This window comes from Lysobacter avium (genome assembly GCF_015209745.1).
Taxonomy (GTDB): domain Bacteria; phylum Pseudomonadota; class Gammaproteobacteria; order Xanthomonadales; family Xanthomonadaceae; genus Novilysobacter; species Novilysobacter avium.
Map to the genome: position 1 here is coordinate 541,941 of NZ_CP063657.1, position 18,599 is coordinate 560,539.

The following is an 18,599-nucleotide window of genomic DNA, read 5'->3' on the forward strand; positions in this document are numbered from 1 at the left end:
GTCCCGTCGCTCAGCCGCGCTTGCGGCCGCCGAAGCGACCCCTCAGCCCGGGCAGGTTGGCGGCAAAGATGATCACCAGCGCCAGCGCGGTTTCCAGCAGCGCGTAGCCCAGCTCAGGCGGCCGGGTCCAGGCAACCATGATCCCGTGGCTGAACCACGCCAGCGCCAGCACCGAACCCCAGTAGCCGGCCGTGCGTGCGCCAGCAAGTTTTGCCACGCCCAGCAGCAGCGGCGGGGCGACGAATACCAGCAGCGCCACGACGTCGCGGGTCGGCCAATCGGCTGCCGGCCAGAACCACACGCAGAACAGGGCGCCCAGCGCGATCAGGGCGGCGGCCAGCGTCCAGTCCGTGGGCGTCCGCGCGGCCGGCTCGCTCACGCCAGCTTCCTGGCGAACATCGCCATGCGCCGGCCCAGCGCGCGGGCGAGATGCGCCTCGTCCTCACTCGGTCGCGGGTCATCCTCCGCGCCGCCCACGTGACTGGCGCCATACGGCGTGCCGCCGGTGCGCGTCGTGCTCAGGCGCGGCTCGGTGAACGGGATGCCGACGATCACGCAGCCGTGGTGCAGCAGCGGCACCATCATCGTCAGCAGGGTCGACTCCTGGCCGCCGTGCATCGTCGATGAGGAGGTGAAAACCGCCGCCGGCTTGCCCACCAGCAAGCCGCTGGCCCACTGCGCGCCCAGCCCATCGAACCAGTGCTTCATCGGCGCGGCCATGTTGCCGAACCGGGTCGGGCTGCCAACCACGAGACCGGCGCACTCTTCCAGGTCGCGCGCCTCCACGTAGGGCGCACCGTCGTCGGGCACCGGCGGCGCAGCGGTAGTGGTAACCGCGGCCACGGGCGGCACGCAGCGCAGGCGCGCGTTCATGCCGTCCACCTCGCCGATGCCACGGGCGATCTGGCGGGCGAGCTGCGCCACTGCGCTGTTGCGGCTGTAGTACAGCACCAGGATGTCGGCCATCGTGTTGTCGGATCCCCGAAGTGGAAGCCGCCAAGGATAGAGGATGCGGCCGACGCGGCGGCTGCCACCGAGATCCGGCCCGCGTGGGTTAACCTCCACACGATGGAGCCACTGGACTCGATCAACCAATGGGGTGAACGCATACGGGACCGGGCGAGGGTGCGCGCGTTCCTGCGTTTCCTCGGCCGGCGGGTGCTCGACGACAACCTCTTCCAGGCCGCCGGCGCGCTGTCATACACGACCGTGTTCGCCCTGGTGCCGTTGTCGATGGTGGTGTTCGGTGTACTGTCGGCGTTTCCGGTATTCGCCGATTGGACCGAGCGCCTGAGCGACTACGTGTTCTCCAACTTCGTGCCCTCCGCGGCGCGCTCGGTGGAGGAGTACCTGCTGCAGTTCTCCGGCAACTCCGGGCAGTTGACCAGCGCCGGCATCGTGGTCCTGGTGGTGTCGCTGCTGATCACCCTCAACGGCGTGGAAACCGCGTTCAACCGGATCTGGCGGGTCAAGGCCGCGCGACCGCAGTTCAGCCGGTTCCTGGTTTATTGGACCGTGTTGACACTGGGCGCGATCCTGGCCGCCGCGAGCCTGGCGATGTCGGCGCGGATCTTTGCCCTTGCCGTGTTCGAAACCAGCGCGGGGCATGTGCTGCAAAGCATGATGCTGCGGTTTGCGCCGATGTCGCTGGAGCTGCTGGCGTTCGCGGCGATCTACCGCGTTGTGCCGCACCGCACGGTGCAGTGGCGTCACGCACTGGCTGGCGGCCTGCTGGCGACCTGCGCGTTCGAGCTGGTCCGCTGGGGGCTGGGCGTGTACCTCGGCACCTTCACCAGTTACTCGCGCATCTACGGGACGCTGGCCTTCGTGCCGATCTTCATGATGTGGATCTTCCTCAGCTGGGTGGCAGTGCTGATGGGTGCCTCCCTGGCGTCCTCGATGGCGGCCTTCCGCTACCAGCCGGTGGCCATGCGCCTGCCCGAGGGCTACGAGATGTACGGGCTCCTGCGCCTGTTGGGACGGTTCAACGAGGCGCGCGAGCACGGCCGCGGCCTGCACATCGACGACATCCTCACCATGGAGCCGATCATGACCGACGCCCTGGCCCAGGAAATGCTCGAGCAACTGCGCGAGATCAACGTCGTCCACCGCGCCGAGGACGGCCAGTGGCTGCTGTCGCGGGATCTGGACGCGCTTTCCCTGGGCGAGCTCTACGAGGCCTGCCAGCTGCGCATTCCCATCGCCGAGGCACGCATACCGTGCAGCGACGACCCGCTCGGCCACTCCGCCGTGGCCGCGCTGGACGAGCTGCGCCTGCCGCTGCGCGAGCTCCTGAAGCGCCGCGTTTCCAGCATCCAACCCGAGGAGAGTTCCTGATGCGTATCGCTGCTGCCGCCGCGGTGCTGGCCGTACTTTTGCTGGGCTGCCAGCCTGCCGATCCGTCCGGCGCCCCGGCCGCGGCCGCAGCGGAGCCAAGCGCTCCGGGCGGGAGCGGCAAAGCCCTGCGTCCAGCGCTGCTGGTCACAACCCTTGACGGGACCGCATACGACCTCGCCGCGCACCGCGGCAATTGGGTCCTGGTCAACTTCTGGGCGACCTGGTGCAACCCGTGCCTGAAGGAGATGCCGGAGCTGTCGGCCCTGGCGGCGATGCGCGAGGACATCGAGGTGGTCGGGCTGGCCTACGAGGACATCGAGCCGGCCGAGATGAAAGCCTTCCTTCTCAAGCACCCGGTGACCTACCCGATCGCGATCCTTGACACCGCCAATCCGCCGGCGGATTTCGACGAGCCGCGCGGGCTGCCGATGACCTGGCTGATCGCGCCCGACGGGCGGGTCGAACGCAAGATGATGGGCCCGGTTACCGCCGCGGAGATCGAGGAGATGATTGCGGCGTCAAGTGCCGGTTCCGCCGGGGCCGCTCCCGATGGTGCCGGGGCTGGCTGAGCGGACTCCCTAACGCGCGCCGTGCTGCTCCGCCATCGCCAGCACAGCGGCAGTGAAGTCGGCGGCGAACCCGTCCATATCGAACAGGCCGGCCGAGCCGCGTCGCTGCGCCAACTCGTTGCGCAACGCCTGCAGCAAAGCCGGATCGCGGCCCAGCTCGATCGCGCGCTGGATGAATTCCTCATCGCTGGCGACGTTCATCTGCGGCATTCCCAGATGGTGATTCAGGCTGCCGGCGACGCGGGCGGCGAAGGTCTCCCCGGGCCGGGTCAGGACCGGGCAGCCGGCCCACAGCGCGTCGGACGCGGTGGTATGGGCGTTGTAGGGATTGGTGTCCACGAACAGGTCGGCGTGCTGGAGCCGCGCCAGGTAGCGCTCGTGCGGCTGCTTGGGCATGAACACCAGTCGTGACGGCTCGACGCCCGCCGCCGCTGCGGCGTCGCGCAGCCGGTCGTCGGCGCGGCCCGGGCCGGACAGCAGCCAGAGCACGCTGCCGGGCACGCCGGCCAGCACCGCCAACGCGCGCTGCATGCTCGCTGGATTCAGTTTGTAGCTGTTGTTGAAGCAGCAGAACACCACGCCCTTGCCCGGTTCCGGCAGCCCGCATTCCGCACGCTCCGGCGGCGCCGCCAGCACCCGGCTGGTATCGGAGGGCTGGAAGCAGCGCGGAAGGTAATGCACCCGCTCGTTGAATCCATGCGCCAACGAGGGCGGCAGGACGAACCGATCGGCGAGGACGGCGTCGATCCACGGGGCGCCGGACGTTCCCGGATAGGCGAGCCAGTTGACCTGCAGCGGCGCCGGGCGCATCGCCAGCACTTCCGGCCGCCCGCCGCCGCCCCAGCCGCGCAGGTCGAACAGCACATCGATGCCCGCAGCGCGGATTGCCGCGGCCACTATCGCGTGGCTCCGCCCGGCGACGTCGTGCAACCGGGTCGCCGCCTGCAGGCGCCGGCGGATCGGGCTGCCGTCGTCCGCGTTCAACGCAAACAGGTGCACGTCGATGGCCTGTTGCGAAGCCAGCGCCTCGAACAGCGCCACGGTCAGCAACCCGGTCGGATGGGCGCCGAATCCATTGGACAGGAAGCCCACCCGCAGCGGCCGTTCGCCATCTTCAGCGCGCGGCGCCGGTGGCGGCAGCGGTCGTGCGGCGCGCGCAATGCCCGCGGCGCGCAGCCGGGCGCAGGCAAGCTGCTCGGCCGCCGTGCTGTCCTCGCTGAGGAAGGCGAATGGCTCCACGGCGGCCTGGCCGCGGCGGACCGCCGCGCGCACCTGCGATGACAGGGCGTCCAGGTCGCGCCAGTCGCACAGCTTGCGCCGCCACGCCAGCAGGTAGGCGGCCAGTTGCGGCTCCTGCGGCGCGAGCCGGTGCGCCCGCGCGTACTGGTCGGCCGCCTGCTCAGGCTGGCCGATGTCTTCCAGCACGTGGGCCAGCCAGACGGCGATGCCGGGATGGCCGGGCGCGCGGTCGGCGGCGGTACCCAGGCTTTCGGCGGCATCCTGATGCCGGCCCTGCATCCACTGCGCCCGGCCGAGGCGGGCGAGCGCCTCGGGATGCCCGGGCAGCAGCGCCAGCGCGCGCCGGCTGGCCGCCTCGCCGGCAGCCGCATCGCCGGCGTCCAGTTCGGCCTCGGCCAGCAGGATCCAGGCCAGCGGGCTGCCCGGCTCACGCGTCACCGCCAGGCGGGCTTCACTGCGCGGGTCGACCGGCCGCACGGCCGTCAGGTGCCCTTGGTCAGGCGCGCGAGCTCATCGGCCTGGTGTTCCTGCTGCAGCCGCTCGACGAGCGCGTCCAGATCACCGGTGAGCACGTTGGGCAGGTCGTACAGGGTCAGGCCTTCGACCCGGTGGTCGGTGATGCGCCCCTGCGAGTAGTTGTAGGTGCGGATGCGCTGGCTGCGATCGCCACTGCCGACCTGCAGCTTGCGGTCCTCGGCGATGGCCGCCGCGGCCTTGTTCGCCTGCTCCTCGGCCAGGGTCGCGCGCAGGCGCTTCATCGCCGTGTCGCGGTTGGCGTGCTGGCTGCGCTCGGTCTGGCTCTCCACCACGATGCCGCTGGGCAGGTGGGTGATGCGGATGGCCGAATCCGTCTTGTTGACGTGCTGGCCCCCGGCGCCGGAGGAACGGAAGGTGTCCACGCGCAGGTCGGCTGGGTTGATCTCGATCGGCTCGCCTTCCGGCTCCACCGCGATGATGGCGACGGTAGCCGCCGAAGTGTGCACGCGGCCCTGGGATTCGGTCTCCGGCACGCGCTGCACGCGGTGGGTGCCGGACTCGAACTTCAGTTTGGAGTACGCGCCGCGCCCCTCGACGCGCGCGATCAGCTCCTTGTAGCCGCCGTGCTCGCCTTCGTTGGCCGACTCCACCTCGACCCGCCAGCCTTGGCGCTCGGCGTAGCGCGAATACATGCGGAACAGGTCGCCGGCGAAGATCGCCGCCTCGTCGCCGCCGGTGCCGGCGCGGACCTCCAGGTACAGGTCGCCCTCGTCGCGTGGATCACGCGGGACCAGGTGGGCGAGCAGTTCGATGTCCAGCTGGCGCAGGCGCTCGCTGGCCGCGGTGATTTCCTCCTCGGCCAGCTCGGCCAGCTCCGGGTCACCGCGCATCGTCAGCGCTGTCTCCAGGTCGGCCTGGGCAGCGGCCTCGTCGGCCAGCGCGGTCGCCACCGGCCCCAGCTGCGAGAACTCGCGCGACAGCTGGCGGAAGCGCTGGTTGTCGCCGATGACGTCCGGGTCGGCGAGCAGGCGCTCCAGTTCTTCCCGGCGTTCGGCGAGGGCTTCGAGCTTGCGGCGCAGGCTGGGGGTCATCGGTCGTTCTCGGGTCCAGACGGGTGGGTTGGGAAAAGGGGCGAAGCGGGGAGGAGAAGCGGGCGGGCGGCAACGGGGCCTGCGCCGATGGGTCCGTACGGTGGGTAACCGGCGGTCCGTGCAAGCATGCCGTCAGTTACTTGCGGCGCTCGCGTATCGCCTTCCGCTCGGCCGCTTCAGGCTCCGCGGCCGGCATCAGGATCGGGCTGCCGGCGGCGGGAAAGAGTTTGTCGGCCGCCCGCGCCAGTTCGGCATTGCCGGTGATCGCCGCCTCGCGCAGCGCAATCGTCGGCGCATGCAGCAGCCGGTTGGTCAGGGTGTGGGCGAGGAATTCGAGCACGGCGTCGGGATCCTCGCCACTGGCCAGTTGCTGGCGGGCCTTGGCCAGCGCATCCAGTTTGGCCGCATCGCCATGCGCGCGCAGCTGCTTCAGCGGCGCGGTACGGCTGCGGGCCAACAGGGTTTCCATGAAGCGCGCCACCTGGACCTCCACGATCGCCTCGGCCTCTGCCGCGGCCTCCTGGCGGCTGCGGCGGTTGTCCTCGATCGAGCGCTCCAGATCGTCCACCGTGTACAGGTACACGTCGCGCAGGGTGGCGACCTCCGGGTCGATGTCGCGCGGCACGGCCAGGTCCAGCAACAGCATCGGCCGATGGCGCCGCTGGGACAGCGCGGTGGCCACCTGGTCGCGATGCAGCACGGCGCCCCGGGCGGCGGTGGCCGACAACACGATGTCAGCCTCACCCAGGTGGCGGTCGATCTCGTCCAGCGGCACCGCGACCCCGCCATGCCGGCTGGCCAGTTCCTGCGCGTGGGCGAGGGTGCGGTTGGCAACCAGCAGGCGCTTGACCCGCGCCTGGACCAGATGCCGCGCCGCCAGCTCGACCGTGTCGCCGGCGCCGATCAGCAGCACGGTGGAGTCCTCGATCCGGGCGAAGGACTCCTGCGCCAGCCGCACCGCCGCCGAGGCGACCGAGACCGGATTGGCACCGATGCGGGTGTCGGTGCGGGCGCGCTTGGCGGTGGTGAAGGTGTGCTGGAACAGGCTGTCGAGCTGGCTGCCCAGGCTGCCGGCCGCGCGCGCGGTGGCCCAGGCGTCCTTGACCTGGCCAAGGATCTGCGGCTCGCCCAGCACCAGCGAATCCAGTCCGGTCGCGACCCGGAACAGGTGGCGGACCGCGCCGGCGTCGGCGTGCCGGTAGAGGTAGGCCTGCAGATCATCCATCCCGACCGGATGACGCGCCAGCCAGTTCGCCACCGCGTGCCCGCCATCGTCCACGACGGTGTAGATCTCGGTGCGGTTGCAGGTGGACAGCAGCGCGGCTTCGCGCACCCCGCCCAGCCCGCGCAGCGAATCCAGGGCGGCCGGAATCGTCTCGCTGGAAAACGCCACGCGCTCGCGGAGGCTCACCGGCGCGGTCTGGTGGTTGATCCCGAGCACGAACAGGTTGGAGGTTGGACTGGTCACCGGACTCTTGCGGATTGGACTGCTGGTTCAGGCGCTTGCGATAAGCTGCGGGCTGCTGAAGGCCCATATTCTACCGGCCTCCCGATTCCCATGGATTCATCTTGATGCAAGCACCGCTGCGCCTATTCATGTCCGCCGTCTTGCTTCTGCTGGCAAGCGTATCGCCGGCCAGCGCCGCGCCAGCGGCGAAAGCGCCCGCGGCCGATCCCGTGATCGAGACGCTCGAGCCCTTGATGGCCGCCGAGTTCGCCTTGCAGTCCGGGCGGCTGGAAGAGGCATCGCGCTGGTACCTGCAGGCTGCGCTGGCCGCCGACGACGAGGCGTTGACCGAACGGGCGACGCGGATTGCGCTCCTGTCGCGCGATGATGAGAGCGCAGCGCGCCTGTTGGAGCTGTGGCGCAGCCAGGGCGGCACGAGCGTCAACTTCCTCGGCGCGGAGGCCAGCCTTGCCTTGCGCCGCGGCGAGGAGCGCAAGGCGCAGCGTTTTCTCATCCGCTTGCTCGGCATGCCCGATGACGAGGGATGGCGACAGGTCCTGGGGGTGATGATCGCCGGCGCACGCGATCCGGCGCAGTCGGCGCGCGTGCTGGAAGCGCTGGTGCGCGGTGGCAGCATCCCGCCGAAGCTGCAGGCCTGGCTGGCGTTTGGCGGACTGGCCCAGCGCCTTGAGCAGCCGGAACTCGCCGAACGGATCGTCGCCGAGGTGCTGAAGCGTTTTCCCGGTGAGCCGCGGGTCGCCCTGCTGAGGGTGAGCCAGTTGCGCGAAGCCCGTCGCGTGGACGAAGCGCGTGAGGTACTGGCCACGATTGCCGAGCGCGCAAGCGACGACGACGAGCTGCGCCTGGCGATCGCCTACGAGTACGACACGCTGGGCGACCTCGCTGCGGCCGAGGCCACCCTGGCGCGGGGTGAGCAGGACGACCAGACCTACGGACTGCGCGCCTCGCTGTTGGCCCGGGCCAAGGACAATGCCTCCCTGCTGGCCCTGTATGAAGAGTTGCGCGCGCGCGGGCAGGTGCCCGATCCGCGCCGGCGGCTGCTGCTGGGCCAGGTGGCGGAGTTCCTGAAGCGCTACGACGAAGCACTGGGCTGGTACCAGGGCGTTCCCGGCGGAGAACAGCGTTTGCCGGCGATGCTGCGCAGCGCCAACGTGCTGCACGAGCTGGATCGCGCCGACGAGGCGTTCGCGCAGTTGCATGAAATGCAGGCGGACGCCTCGACCAGCGACACCGCGCGCCGCGATGCCTATCTGCTGGAAGCCTCGCTGCACGAGCGCGATGAGGACGCCGCAGCGGAAAAGGACGCCTTCTCACGGGGCCTGGCTGCATTTCCCGACGATCTGGAAATTCTCTACGCCCGCGCCCTGAGTTGGGAGCGCGGCGATGACATTCCCCGCGCCGAGGCCGACCTGCGCCGGATCCTGGTCATCGATCCCGAATCGGTGGCCGCGTTGAACGCCCTGGGCTACACGCTTGCCGATCGAACCGACCGCTACCAGGAAGCCTTGGAGCTGATCAACCGCGCCCGTGCCGCAGAGCCCGACAACGCCGCCATTACCGACAGTTACGGCTGGGTGCTCTACCGGTTGGGTCGTAACGAGGAGGCGCTTGTTGCGCTCCGCCAGGCCTTCGCGTTGCAGAAGGACGCCGAGATCGCCGCACACCTGGCTGAAGTGCTGTGGACGCTCGGCCGCCGTGACGAGGCGCGCAAGTACGTGGAAGAAGCCAAGCGAATCGACCCGGACAACCGCGCCTTGAAGCGGGTCCAGGAGCTGACCGCGCCATGAGGTCTTTCGTTGCAATACCCGCCATCGCGCTGGGCCTGCTGCTGGCCGGCTGCGCAGGCGCGCCGCTGCGACCGGCGATTTCAGCGGCCGATGTCGCCGCCGCCGAAGCGTCCCAGGTTCACCGCGAAAGCGCGCTGGCCCGCACTCCGGACTGGTCAATGGCCGGGCGCGTCGCGGTTTCCAACGCAGGCAAGGGCGGCAGCGGCCGCATCGAGTGGCGCCAGGACGGCCCGCGTTACCTGATCACCCTAAGCGCCCCCGTCACCCGGCAGGGTTGGCAGCTGTCCGGCGATGCCGACGCGGCCCGCCTGGAAGGGCTTGAGGGCGGTCCACGTTCCGGTCCGGATGCCCGGTTGCTGTTGCTGGTCGCGACTGGCTGGGACATTCCCGTAGTGGCACTGGGCGACTGGGTCCGCGGCGCCCGAGCCACGGCACTGGCTCCAGCAACGATCGAGTACGGTACCGACGGCCTGCCAAGGCGGATCGATCAGGACGGCTGGACGATCGAATACCGCTGGGCACCCGACGCGGCGGTGGACGGCGAGACAGCGCTTCCCATCCGCGTGGACGCGATCCGGGGCGAAGCCCGGGTCAAGCTGATCGTGGACGAATGGCACGCAGAAACTCCGCCCGGCGCGACCAGGGTGCAATGAGTGCTCCCTCATCCGGACCCGAAGCGGCCGCCGAACGCTGGAGCGAGTGGCCCGCACCGGCCAAGCTGAACCTGTTCCTGCGCATTCCGGGGCGGCGCGCGGACGGCTACCACCTGCTGCAGACCGTCTTCCGCCTGCTCGACTGGGGCGATACCGTGCGCCTGCGCGTACGGAGAGACGCCCGGGTGGTTCGCCACGGCAGCCCGCTCGCCGGTCTGGCCGACGCCGACGACCTGACCGTGCGCGCAGCCACGTTGTTGCAGTCGGTATCCGGATCCCCGTTGGGCGCGGACATCGCGATCGACAAACACATCCCCGTGGGCGGCGGTTTTGGCGGCGGATCATCGGATGCGGCCACGGTCCTGGTCGCGCTGGACGCGCTGTGGGGCACCCGGCTGGGCGAGGACCGGCTGGCGGCGTTGGCTCTGCAGCTGGGAGCCGACGTGCCGGTGTTCGTGCGTGGGCGCAATGCGTGGGCCGAGGGCATCGGCGAGCAATTGACGCCAATCGATTTGCCGCCGGCGTGGTACCTGCTGGTCAACCCGGGCGTGCACGTCGCTACCGCCGAGCTGTTCCAGTCAGCCGAATTGACGCGCGATGCGCAGCCCGCGACAATAGCGGACTTCGTTTCGGGCAAAACGCTCGGGAACGCGTTCGAGCCGGTATTGCGCGGCCGCGAACCGGCCGTAGATGCCGTGTTTGCTGCCCTGTCGCAGGTCGGCACGCCGCACCTGACCGGTTCGGGCAGCGGGTGTTTCGTCGAATTCGCCAGCCGCGAAGCCGCCGAATCCGCGCTGTCTGCGTTGCCACCGGGCCTGGATGCCTGGTTGGCTGCAGGCCTGGATCACTCGCCCTTGCACGGTATTGCGGGCAGGACGAAACCAGTTACACAGGGGCGTCGCCAAGAGGCCTAAGGCACCAGGTTTTGATCCTGGCATTCGTAGGTTCGAATCCTACCGCCCCTGCCAATTTTGAAGCCTGTGGGCCCCGCGCCCTGAGCGATGTCCAACATGAAAGTCCAAGGTGACCGCAGTCTGCTGATCTTTTCCGGCAACGCCAATCCGGTGCTGGCCCGGGCGGTGTGCAAGGAACTGGGCGTGCGACCGGGCAAGGCGCTGGTGAGCACGTTCTCCGATGGCGAGGTCCAGGTCGAGATCGAGGAGAACGTGCGCCAGCAGGACGTGTTCGTGATCCAGCCGACCTGCGCGCCCAGCGCCGAGAACCTGGTCGAGCTGCTGGTCCTGATCGACGCGCTCAAGCGCGCCTCCGTCAGCAGCGTCACCGCCGTGGTGCCGTACTTCGGCTACGCCCGCCAGGATCGACGCCCGCGCTCCTCGCGCGTGCCGATCACCGCCAAGGTTGCCGCCAAGATGTTCTCCGCGGTGGACTGCGACCGCGTGCTCACCATCGACCTGCATGCCGACCAGATCCAGGGCTTCTTCGACATGCCGGTCGACAACGTCTACGCCTCGCCGCTGCTGCTGGCCGACATCTGGCGTGCGCACGGCACCGACAACATGGTCGTGGTCAGCCCGGACGTGGGCGGCGTGGTGCGCGCCCGGGCGATCGCCAAGCGGCTGGATGATGCAGACCTGGCGATCATCGACAAGCGCCGGCCCAAGGCCAACGTGTCCACCGTGATGAACATCATCGGCGACGTGGACGGCAAGACCTGCGTGCTGGTCGATGACATCGTCGATACCGCGGGCACCCTGTGCGCCGCCGCTGCCGCCTTGAAGGCGCGTGGCGCGACCAAGGTCGTTGCCTACTGCACCCACGCGGTGCTGTCGGGCGCGGCGATCAGCAACATCCGCAATTCCGAGCTCGACGAGCTGGTGGTCACCGACACCATTCCGCTGACCGAGGCTGCGCGCGAGTGCGGCCGGGTGCGTCAGCTCAGCGTCGCCGAGCTGCTGGCCGAGACGATCCGCCGGATCGCCTTTGGCGAGTCGGTCAGCTCGCTCTACGTAGACTGAGCGACCCCGTCTTTTACGGCTCACCTGGTCGCGGGTGAGTCTTTCCCGGTCGCCGCGAGGTGGCCACACCTGCAACACAAGCGAGTAAACAAGCAATGTCCGATCAAACCATCAAGGCCTCTGGCCGCAGTGTCGAGGGGAAGGGTGCGAGCCGCCGCCTGCGTCACGCGGGCAAGATTCCGGCCATCATCTACGGCGGCGACGCCGCTCCGCAGCCCGTCGTTCTGGATCAGGAAAAGATCTGGGTCGCCAGCCAGAACGAGTGGTTCTACTCGACCATCCTGGACCTGGACGTCGACGGCAAGGTCGAAAGCGTGCTGCTGCGTGACATGCAGCGCCACCCGTTCAAGCAGATCATCATGCATCTGGATTTTATGCGGGTGAACCAGAAGGAAGTGCTGCGCACCCAGGTGCAGCTGCACTTCATCAACGAGGACATCTCGCCGGCTGGCAAGAACGCCGATGTGATCATCATGAAGGAGCTGAACCACGTCGACGTCAGCTGCCTGCCCAAGGATCTGCCCGAGAACATCGAGGTCGACCTGTCCAAGCTGGAGCTGGGCGACACCATCCACCTCTCGCAGATCCCGCTGCCCGAGGGCGTCGAGATCCCGAGCCTTGCGCTGGGCGAGGAGTACGACACCGCCGTGGTCGTGGCGCGCAAGGGTCGCGTGGAAATCGAGCCGGAGCCGGAAGTCGAAGACGACGTCGATGCCGCCGATGTACCGGCCACCAAGGTCGATTCGGACGAGAAGAAGGACGACGAGTAAGCCTGCAACTCGCTGGGGCAACCGCCATCGCGGAAGCCCCGGCTTGCGGCTTGCTCGCCTGCCATGGCCGGTTTGCGCCTGATCGTCGGACTGGGGAATCCCGGTCCTGAATACCTCCGGACCCGGCACAATGCCGGGTTCTGGTTTGTGGACGCCCTGGCGGAAAGCCTGGGCGCCCGCTTCAGTCTGGAATCAAAACTGTTCGGACAGGCCGCAAAGGTCGAGATCGCGGGTCAGCCAGTGTGGCTGCTCAAGCCGGCGACCTTCATGAACCTGTCCGGCAAGTCGGTCACAGCCGCGCTCAATTTCTGGAAGATCGAGCCCGAGCAGGCATTGCTCGCGCACGATGAGCTCGACCTCCCGCCGGGTACCGCCCGCCTGAAGTTCGATGGCGGCCACGGGGGCCAGAACGGACTGCGCGACACCATGCGCCTGCTCGCCCACGGTCGGTTCCACCGGCTGCGCGTCGGCATCGGCCATCCCGGGCACAAGGACCAGGTCACCCCGTGGGTGCTGGGCCGTCCCGGCGCGGACGACGAGGCCATGATCATGCGCGCCATTGGCGATGCCATCGACGTGCTGCCGCTGGCGGTTGCCGGCGATTTCAGCGAGGCGATGAAGCGCCTGCACACCCCGCGGGACTGATTCGTTTCCAGCACTGCCACACCACCGGTTCCACCCCTCATATTGAAAGCGAGTACAGCGTCATGGGCATCAAATGCGGCATCGTCGGCCTTCCCAACGTAGGCAAGTCGACCCTCTTCAATGCCCTGACCAAGGCCGGCATCGCCGCCGCCAATTTTCCCTTCTGCACGATTGAGCCCAACGTCGGCGTCGTGCCGGTGCCCGACCCGCGCCTGAACGCTCTGGCGGCGATCGTCAAGCCGCAGAAGTGCCTGCCCACCGCGGTTGAGTTCGTCGACATCGCCGGACTGGTCGCCGGCGCGGCCAGTGGCGAGGGCCTGGGCAACAAGTTCCTCGCCCACATCCGCGAAGTTGACGCGATCACCCACGTGGTGCGCTGCTTCGAGAACGACGACATCATCCACGTCAACAACCGCATCGATCCGCTGTCGGACATCGACACCATCGATACCGAGCTGGCCCTGGCCGATCTGGATTCGGTCGAGAAGGCGCTGCAGCGCGCCGAGCGCTCCGCCAAGACCGGCGACAAGGACGCGAAGATCCGCGTCGACGTGCTCACCCGCGTGCGCGACGGCCTGGATGCCGGCAAGCCGGCCCGGGCACTGGACCTGTCCGAGGACGACCGCCTGGCGCTGCGCGACCTGTTCCTGCTGACCCTGAAGCCGGTGCTGTACATCGCCAACGTGCTGGAGGACGGCTTCGAGGACAATCCGCATCTGGATGCGGTGCGTGCCCGGGCCGAAGCCGAAGGCGCCGAGGTCGTCCCGGTCTCGGCAGCGATTGAGGAGGAGCTCAGCCAGCTCGACGATGAAGACCGCGACGCATTCCTGGCCGACATGGGCCTGGACGAGCCGGGCCTCAACCGCGTCATCCGCGCCGCCTACAAGCTCCTTGGGCTGCAGACCTACTTCACCGCCGGGGTCAAGGAAGTACGCGCCTGGACCGTTAAGGGCGGGGCGACCGCACCACAGGCCGCCGCGGTCATCCATACCGACTTCGAGAAGGGCTTCATCCGCGCCGAGACCATCGGCTACGACGACTTCATCAAGTACCAGGGCGAGGCGGGGGCGCGCGAAGCCGGGCGCATGCGCCTGGAGGGCAAGGAGTACAAGGTCCAGGAAGGCGACGTGTTGCATTTCCGCTTCAACGTGTAGACTCCGCCGCGGCGCGAGGCCGCATTTTCCGCGGCCAGGGCAAATAACTTTCCCCCGTCGTTGACAAGCGCGCAAAAGCCCCCCAGAATTGCGGGCTCTTTGGAGGGATACCCAAGCGGCCAACGGGGGCAGACTGTAAATCTGCTGGCTTACGCCTTCGGTGGTTCGAATCCACCTCCCTCCACCAGCTTCGCGCCCGTCGCGTGCTGGTAGACGCAAAGCAGCAAACCGATAGACTGACCATCCGTCGGCGCAGTACCCAAGCAGGATTGTCCGGCGCGGGAGTAGTTCAATGGTAGAACCTCAGCCTTCCAAGCTGATGGTGCGGGTTCGATCCCCGTCTCCCGCTCCATTGATGCCGCGACGTTTTGTACCTGCTGAAATGGTCTGTTTGAAAATTTCGCTCACGTAGCTCAGTCGGTAGAGCACCTCCTTGGTAAGGAGGAGGTCACTGGTTCGATTCCAGTCGTGAGCACCACACCTACCATCCAGAACACCGTCCCACAGCGAGAAGCGACAATCATGGCCAAGGGTAAATTCGAGCGCACCAAGCCGCACGTGAACGTCGGCACGATCGGTCACGTTGACCACGGCAAGACCACGTTGACTGCAGCGCTGACCAAGGTTGGCGCGGAGCGTTTTGGTGGCGAGTTCAGCGCGTACGACGCGATTGACCGTGCCCCCGAAGAGAAGGCGCGCGGCATCACGATCTCGACCTCGCACGTCGAGTACGAGTCCCCGAACCGCCACTACGCGCACGTCGACTGCCCCGGGCACGCCGACTACGTGAAGAACATGATCACCGGTGCGGCGCAGATGGACGGCGCGATCCTGGTGTGCTCGGCCGCGGACGGCCCGATGCCGCAGACCCGCGAGCACATCCTGCTGGCCCGCCAGGTGGGCGTGCCCTACATCGTGTCCTACCTGAACAAGGCGGACATGGTGGACGACGCCGAGCTGCTGGAGCTGGTGGAGATGGAAGTGCGCGAGCTTCTGTCCAAGTACGACTTCCCCGGCGACGACACCCCGATCATCACCGGTTCGGCGCTGAAGGCGCTGGAAGGTGACCAGAGCGACATCGGCGTGCCCTCCATCATCAAGCTGGTCGATGCACTGGACAGCTGGATCCCGGAGCCCGAGCGCGACGTGGACAAGGCGTTCCTGATGCCGGTCGAGGACGTGTTCTCGATCTCCGGTCGCGGCACCGTGGTCACCGGTCGTATCGAGCGCGGCATCATCAAGGTGGGCGAGGAGATCGAGATCGTCGGCATCCGTCCGACCGTCAAGACCACCGTCACCGGCGTGGAGATGTTCCGCAAGCTGCTTGACCAGGGTCAGGCGGGTGATAACGCCGGCCTGCTGCTGCGCGGTACCAAGCGTGACGACGTCGAGCGCGGCCAGGTGCTGTGCAAGCCCGGTTCGATCAAGCCGCACACCGAGTTCGAAGGTGAGGTGTACATCCTGAGCAAGGACGAGGGCGGCCGTCACACGCCGTTCTTCAAGGGCTACCGTCCGCAGTTCTACTTCCGCACCACCGACGTCACCGGCGCCTGCGAGCTGCCCGAGGGCGTGGAGATGGTGATGCCGGGCGACAACGTGAAGATGGTGGTCACCCTGATCAACCCGATCGCGATGGACGAAGGCCTGCGTTTTGCGATCCGCGAAGGTGGCCGCACCGTCGGCGCCGGCGTGGTGTCCAAGATCATCAAGTAATTACCAGCGCCCGGGCCACCCTGCAACGGGTGGCCTGTTGGCGTAACAGGAAGAATTGGCAAGGCGGCTTCAGCCGCCGTTGCCTTTTCCGGAACCAGTCAATACGCCAGTAGCTCAATTGGCAGAGCAGCGGTCTCCAAAACCGCAGGTTGGGGGTTCGAGTCCCTCCTGGCGTGCCACAAGCGGAAGGTCGATTGAACACCAAGGCTGAACAAAGCACGGGCGACATCCTGAAATACGTGGCCGCGGTGCTGCTGGTGGCCGCTGGCGTATTCGGCTTCTACTGGTTCGACCAGTGGCCGGGCGGCATCCGTGCCCTGCTGGTGGTGGGCGGCCTGGTGCTCGGCGCGGCGGTCTTCATGGTCAGCCACAAAGGTGTGCAGACCCGCGAGTTCCTCTCCGAATCCCACTTCGAGTTGCGCAAGGTGGTCTGGCCCACGCGCCAGGAAGCAATGCGCACCACCTGGGTGGTGGTTTTGGCAGTCGTGATCCTGAGCCTGATCCTGGCCGGATTCGATGTCGTCATCCAGGCGGCGGTGAAGTGGCTGCTTGGACGTTGAGGAGATGACACAAGTGCAGAGTTCAGACAACAGTCCCACCGCGGAAAGCGGGGGAACCAACAAGCGCTGGTATGTCGTCCACGCCTATTCGGGTTACGAGAAGACGGTCGCGCAGGCGTTGCGTGACCGCATCGCCCGCGAAGAGATGGAAGACCGCTTCGGCGAGGTGCTGGTTCCCACGGAAGAGATCGTGGAAATGCGCGCCGGCCAGAAGCGCCGCTCCGAGCGCAAGTTCTTCCCCGGCTACGTGCTGGTGCAGATCGCCACGACCGATGAGGGCGGGATTCCGCGCATCGACAGCGAATGCTGGCACCTGATCAAGGAAACCCCGAAGGTGATGGGTTTCATCGGCGGTACCGCTGCGCGCCCGTTGCCGATCGCCGACCACGAGGCTGCGGCGATCCTGGACCGCGTCCAGGAAGGCGTCGAGAAGCCGCGTCCGAAGGTGCTGTTCGAGGCTGGACAGATGGTCCGCGTCGTCGATGGCCCGTTCAACGACTTCAATGGCGTGGTCGAGGAAATCAACTACGAGAAGAGCCGCCTGCGCGTGGCGGTGCTGATCTTCGGTCGGTCGACCCCGGTCGAGCTCGAATTCGGTCAGGTGGAAAAGGCCTGACCGATAACCCATCCGCCGGACGAGTGGTTCGCCCGGCATCAATCGCGAGGAGCCTGCCGTTGCAAGACGCGCAGGCGCTTGCACTCGCAGGAGTTGTGACATGGCAAAGAAAGTAGTTGGCTACATCAAACTGCAGGTCAAGGCCGGCCAGGCGAATCCGTCGCCGCCGGTGGGTCCTGCCCTCGGCCAGCGCGGCCTGAACATCATGGAGTTCTGCAAGGCATTCAATGCCGCGACCTCCAAGCTGGAGCCGGGCCTGCCCACGCCAGTGATCATCACCGCGTACTCGGACCGTACCTTCACCTTCGTCACCAAGAGCACGCCTGCCGCGGTGCTGCTGAAGAAGGCCGCCGGCGTCAGCCTGGGTTCCAACCGTCCCAACACCGACAAGGTCGGCAAGGTGACTCGCGCCCAGCTGGAAGAGATCGTCAAGGCCAAGGAAGCCGACCTCACGGCGGCGGACCTGGAAGCGGCGGTGCGTACGATTGCGGGTTCGGCCCGCAGCATGGGTTTGGCGGTGGAGGGTTAAGACATGGCGATGACCAAGCGCAAGAAAGCAATCAAGGCCGCCGTCGAGCCGGGCAAGTCCTACGCCTTCGACGACGCCATCAAGATCGTCAAGACCGCCACCAAGGCGAAGTTTGTCGAGTCCGTTGACGTGGCCGTGCGTCTCGGCGTGGACGCGCGCAAGTCCGACCAGCAGGTGCGTGGTTCGACCGTGCTGCCCGCCGGCACCGGCAAGAGCGTTCGGGTTGCGGTGTTCGCACCGGCAGGCGCCAAGGCCGATGAGGCCCTGGCTGCCGGCGCGGAAGCGGTCGGCATGGACGATCTGGCCGAGAAGATGCAGGCCGGCGACCTGAACTACGACGTCGTGATCGCCACCCCTGACGCGATGCGCGTGGTGGGCAAGCTGGGCCAGTTGCTCGGGCCGCGCGGCCTGATGCCGAACCCGAAGGTCGGCACCGTGTCCCCGAACCCGGGCGAGGCGGTCAAGAACGCCAAGGGCGGCCAGGTGCGTTACCGCACCGACAAGGCCGGCATCATCCACTGCACGATCGGCAAGGCCGACTTCGACGATGCCTCGCTGAAGGGCAACCTGGAAGCGCTGCTGGTGGACCTGATCAAAGCCAAGCCGGCCAGCGCCAAGGGCCACTACCTGCAGAAGATTTCGGTCAGCTCGACCATGGGTCCCGGCGTCGCCGTGGACCAGGGAACGCTGGCCCTGAAGTAATGAATCACGCACCGACCGGAGCGCAAGCGCCCCGGCCGGTGTGGAACGTTTGAGGGCATCGCCCAGGCTCACGCCGACGCGATAGCTGTCAAAGACCGCAGGCGCGTCCAGCGCATGGTTGCGGCGGGCAGGGAGGCTCGCACTGGCACGGATATCGTCGCCGCCATGGACACCGGATGCTTAATCCAGGTACCAGCATCGCTCCTTCGGGAGTTGTTGCCGGCACCAGGCCTGCGTAGATGGTTGCCGACCCTCCAGAATCCTGGAAACGGCCACCACCCGGAGCATCGCTTGCGATGTTCCCGGCATCGGG

General features: G+C 67.6%; 19 protein-coding genes and 5 tRNA genes. 19 read left to right on the forward strand and 5 right to left on the reverse strand.

The window, feature by feature from the left end:
• Positions 1 to 10 precede the first annotated feature (10 nt).
• Positions 11 to 379: a DUF2069 domain-containing protein gene (locus tag INQ42_RS02395; protein WP_228062599.1), complete on the reverse strand. Its 369-nt coding sequence runs from the start codon at positions 377 to 379 to the stop codon at positions 11 to 13.
• Entirely contained in the window at positions 376 to 966 is a 591-nt protein-coding gene (gene wrbA, locus INQ42_RS02400) for an NAD(P)H:quinone oxidoreductase (RefSeq protein ID WP_194035002.1), read from the reverse strand. Before wrbA ends, INQ42_RS02395 begins: the two co-directional genes overlap by 4 nt.
• Positions 967 to 1,068: 102 nt before the next feature.
• Here wrbA and INQ42_RS02405 point away from each other — a divergent pair, with 102 nt between their 5' ends.
• Both INQ42_RS02405 and INQ42_RS02410 read left to right on the forward strand, forming a co-directional pair.
• Positions 1,069 to 2,337 carry a YihY family inner membrane protein gene (locus INQ42_RS02405; protein WP_194035003.1) on the forward strand — a complete coding sequence of 423 codons (1,269 nt, stop codon included), beginning with the start codon at positions 1,069 to 1,071 and terminating at the stop codon, positions 2,335 to 2,337.
• Entirely contained in the window at positions 2,337 to 2,906 is a 570-nt protein-coding gene (locus tag INQ42_RS02410; protein WP_194035004.1) for a TlpA family protein disulfide reductase, read from the forward strand. The genes INQ42_RS02405 and INQ42_RS02410 overlap by 1 nt, the downstream gene beginning before the upstream one ends.
• Before the next feature lie 9 nt (positions 2,907 to 2,915).
• On the opposite strand, the gene INQ42_RS02415 is transcribed toward INQ42_RS02410, so the two are convergent.
• The 3 genes from INQ42_RS02415 to hemA all read right to left on the reverse strand — a co-directional run bounded on the left by INQ42_RS02415 (position 2,916) and on the right by hemA (position 7,160).
• Entirely contained in the window at positions 2,916 to 4,622 is a 1,707-nt protein-coding gene (locus INQ42_RS02415) for an O-linked N-acetylglucosamine transferase, SPINDLY family protein (RefSeq protein ID WP_194035005.1), read from the reverse strand.
• 5 nt (positions 4,623 to 4,627) lie between these two features.
• Positions 4,628 to 5,713, reverse strand: a complete 1,086-nt coding sequence (prfA, locus tag INQ42_RS02420) for a peptide chain release factor 1 (RefSeq protein ID WP_194035006.1) — start codon at positions 5,711 to 5,713, stop codon at positions 4,628 to 4,630.
• 136 nt (positions 5,714 to 5,849) lie between these two features.
• Entirely contained in the window at positions 5,850 to 7,160 is a 1,311-nt protein-coding gene (hemA, locus tag INQ42_RS02425) for a glutamyl-tRNA reductase (RefSeq protein ID WP_194035714.1), read from the reverse strand.
• Positions 7,161 to 7,285: 125 nt separating this feature from the next.
• Here hemA and INQ42_RS02430 point away from each other — a divergent pair, with 125 nt between their 5' ends.
• From INQ42_RS02430 to rplA, 17 genes are all read left to right on the forward strand, one after another.
• A complete protein-coding gene (locus tag INQ42_RS02430) occupies positions 7,286 to 8,968 on the forward strand; it encodes a tetratricopeptide repeat protein (RefSeq protein ID WP_194035007.1) in 1,683 nt (560 codons plus the stop codon).
• The gene (gene lolB, locus INQ42_RS02435; protein ID WP_194035008.1) at positions 8,965 to 9,621 is read left to right on the forward strand and encodes a lipoprotein insertase outer membrane protein LolB; all 657 of its coding nucleotides are present in this window, start codon (positions 8,965 to 8,967) and stop codon (positions 9,619 to 9,621) included. Before INQ42_RS02430 ends, lolB begins: the two co-directional genes overlap by 4 nt.
• Positions 9,618 to 10,535, forward strand: coding sequence for a 4-(cytidine 5'-diphospho)-2-C-methyl-D-erythritol kinase (gene ispE, locus INQ42_RS02440; RefSeq protein WP_194035009.1), 918 nt, complete (start codon positions 9,618 to 9,620; stop codon positions 10,533 to 10,535). The genes lolB and ispE overlap by 4 nt, the downstream gene beginning before the upstream one ends.
• Positions 10,513 to 10,589 (forward strand) — tRNA-Gln (locus INQ42_RS02445). The genes ispE and INQ42_RS02445 overlap by 23 nt, the downstream gene beginning before the upstream one ends.
• 42 nt (positions 10,590 to 10,631) lie before the next feature.
• Entirely contained in the window at positions 10,632 to 11,597 is a 966-nt protein-coding gene (locus tag INQ42_RS02450; RefSeq protein WP_043959583.1) for a ribose-phosphate diphosphokinase, read from the forward strand.
• 95 nt (positions 11,598 to 11,692) lie between these two features.
• Positions 11,693 to 12,367 carry a 50S ribosomal protein L25/general stress protein Ctc gene (locus tag INQ42_RS02455; protein WP_194035010.1) on the forward strand — a complete coding sequence of 225 codons (675 nt, stop codon included), beginning with the start codon at positions 11,693 to 11,695 and terminating at the stop codon, positions 12,365 to 12,367.
• 63 nt (positions 12,368 to 12,430) lie between these two features.
• Entirely contained in the window at positions 12,431 to 13,012 is a 582-nt protein-coding gene (gene pth, locus INQ42_RS02460; RefSeq protein WP_194035011.1) for an aminoacyl-tRNA hydrolase, read from the forward strand.
• 62 nt (positions 13,013 to 13,074) lie between these two features.
• Positions 13,075 to 14,166, forward strand: coding sequence for a redox-regulated ATPase YchF (gene ychF / locus INQ42_RS02465; protein WP_194035012.1), 1,092 nt, complete (start codon positions 13,075 to 13,077; stop codon positions 14,164 to 14,166).
• A 101-nt stretch (positions 14,167 to 14,267) separates the two neighbouring features.
• A tRNA-Tyr gene (locus tag INQ42_RS02470) sits at positions 14,268 to 14,353 on the forward strand.
• 91 nt (positions 14,354 to 14,444) lie between these two features.
• Positions 14,445 to 14,518 (forward strand) — tRNA-Gly (locus tag INQ42_RS02475).
• Positions 14,519 to 14,568: 50 nt separating this feature from the next.
• Positions 14,569 to 14,644: transfer RNA gene (locus INQ42_RS02480), tRNA-Thr, on the forward strand.
• A gap of 44 nt (positions 14,645 to 14,688) precedes the next feature.
• A complete protein-coding gene (gene tuf / locus INQ42_RS02485) occupies positions 14,689 to 15,879 on the forward strand; it encodes an elongation factor Tu (protein WP_043959529.1) in 1,191 nt (396 codons plus the stop codon).
• A gap of 103 nt (positions 15,880 to 15,982) precedes the next feature.
• A tRNA-Trp gene (locus INQ42_RS02490) sits at positions 15,983 to 16,058 on the forward strand.
• Positions 16,059 to 16,073: 15 nt separating this feature from the next.
• On the forward strand, positions 16,074 to 16,439 hold the full coding sequence (gene secE, locus INQ42_RS02495) for a preprotein translocase subunit SecE (RefSeq protein WP_043959584.1): 366 nt from the start codon (positions 16,074 to 16,076) through the stop codon (positions 16,437 to 16,439).
• Positions 16,440 to 16,452: 13 nt separating this feature from the next.
• Positions 16,453 to 17,055 carry a transcription termination/antitermination protein NusG gene (gene nusG, locus INQ42_RS02500; protein ID WP_228062600.1) on the forward strand — a complete coding sequence of 201 codons (603 nt, stop codon included), beginning with the start codon at positions 16,453 to 16,455 and terminating at the stop codon, positions 17,053 to 17,055.
• Between the two features lie 100 nt (positions 17,056 to 17,155).
• Positions 17,156 to 17,584 (forward strand): 50S ribosomal protein L11, encoded by a 429-nt coding sequence (rplK, locus tag INQ42_RS02505; RefSeq protein ID WP_194035013.1) that lies wholly within the window; start codon positions 17,156 to 17,158, stop codon positions 17,582 to 17,584.
• Positions 17,585 to 17,587: 3 nt separating this feature from the next.
• The gene (rplA, locus tag INQ42_RS02510; protein ID WP_043959531.1) at positions 17,588 to 18,286 is read left to right on the forward strand and encodes a 50S ribosomal protein L1; all 699 of its coding nucleotides are present in this window, start codon (positions 17,588 to 17,590) and stop codon (positions 18,284 to 18,286) included.
• The last annotated feature ends 313 nt before the right edge of the window (positions 18,287 to 18,599 follow it).